This window comes from Acinetobacter entericus (assembly GCF_026168575.1).
Taxonomy (GTDB): Bacteria; Pseudomonadota; Gammaproteobacteria; order Pseudomonadales; family Moraxellaceae; genus Acinetobacter; species Acinetobacter bouvetii.
Window position 1 is genome coordinate 1 of sequence record NZ_JAPEQW010000093.1, and the last position, 1521, is coordinate 1521.

At 43.5% G+C, this 1521-nt stretch carries 1 protein-coding gene and 1 pseudogene; both read right to left on the reverse strand.

Annotated features, from left to right (window positions below; genetic code table 11):
- A pseudogene (locus OKC24_RS19630) lies at positions 1 to 365 on the reverse strand (hypothetical protein); the annotation flags it as partial.
- The gene (locus tag OKC24_RS19635) at positions 362 to 1483 is read right to left on the reverse strand and encodes an ATP-binding protein (RefSeq protein ID WP_265466282.1); all 1122 of its coding nucleotides are present in this window, start codon (positions 1481 to 1483) and stop codon (positions 362 to 364) included. The pseudogene OKC24_RS19630 and the gene OKC24_RS19635, both read right to left, overlap by 4 nt.
- Positions 1484 to 1521: the final 38 nt, after the last annotated feature.

Sequence of the window (1521 nt, forward strand, 5' to 3'; positions counted from 1 at the left end):
ATCAATGCATTGGCATGAGTAATGGCATTCTCTTCATACAAGTGAACCAAACCGCGGGAAAGCAGGCTTAAGTCAGCGTCTGAATTCTTCCACTTAAAGCCTTTGCTTAATTCAGCCGTCAAAATGGAAGGGGTAAAGCACAGAGTGCCTTTGCTTGGGCAGTCAATAATTGATTCTGGCACTTGCATTGCGCCAATGGTCATGTAGATGACAGCAATGCGGAATTCAAAATCTTGATCAATAAAAACAGTTGCAGGGAAGTTGCGGATGTCATCAAAATCAAGATTTGATTCGGCATGACGGCATTCAATTTTTTGTCCTGCAGACATAGCTGCAAATGCTTCTGTACCATTTAAAATATTCATGCTTTTGCTCCATCTTTTGCTAACTGTTCAATATCTTGTTTTACGGCTTGGATTTTTGATGAATCAATTTGCATCAGTGAATCAATCCCCAGATGTTCACATGCTGTTTTTACGTCTAGGCCACGCTCATCAATAAATGCCTGTAAGTCATCGCGCTGCGCATCAGTGATACCATTAAATTCTGGTGGGCTAATCCACATTTCCTTATGTTTATCAAAGGTGCAATTAAGAGCTTTTGCACGGGCAAGCATGGCTTGGCGCATGTTCTGGTAGTACATATGCTCTTTATCAAGCGCTTCAGTAAGCTGATTCAGATCTCCAGCATGCTGAGCTTCTTCGCAGCTTTGCTTCCAGTTATCCAAATCCTCAGCAGCTTTCGTAGAAGCGATTTGAGCTGGTGTAAGCGTATTAATATGGGCTTTTGCTTCGGCAATTAAATCAGCCAAAAAGGTCGGGTTAGATTTCAGATCTGGTAGCCAAACCTCACCAGTTTCACCACCCAAAGCGCCAGAGTTTTTAGCATGATGAGTAGGTGATGGCTTGAAGTTGATGACACGGGCATTCTTGCCTTCGCCAGTTGTGACCGTGGTTAGGTAACCCATGATGTCTGCAATTCGGTATAGCTCATTTCTGTTTTTACCGCCAAGCTCTGGCCGGTAGATCACCTGGTCTCCATTCTGATCTTCAGAAGCATGCGCAATAAAAACTACATCTTTGCCGAAGCTCAGCAATGTATTGATGTACTGCTTAAATTTCATATTGGCCAAGCCTTGGGCCTTAAGTTTTAAAGCGCCATCTTGCTGACGGTTATTTGCTGTTTTAAGCAGATGGGTCTTGATTGATTCAAGCATTGCTCCGACCGTATCAATCACGACTGTATTGAATGCTGCCAAATCCTGTTCTTTGATGTTTTCAATATCTGACCACTGTTGCACAGGAACCACAGCCCCGCGACGAAGTTCACCAGTACGATGGGCACCACGGTCAAAGTCAAATGAAATAGCTTTATCCGCAGTAAAGCCCAATGAAGTTTTGCCGACACCCGGATCTGCATAGATATAGGTGATGATTGCGCTGACATTTAAAGCTTGGTCAGCTGGAATAATTGCTAAAGCCATGATAATTCCCCTTACTTAAACGTATTGCCAGAGGCATC

What these genes read in the sequence shown, in the direction of transcription:
- OKC24_RS19635 (WP_265466282.1), bottom strand. Translation starts at nt 1,483, where the DNA reads ATGGCTTTAGCAATTATTCCAGCTGACCAAGCTTTAAATGTCAGCGCA.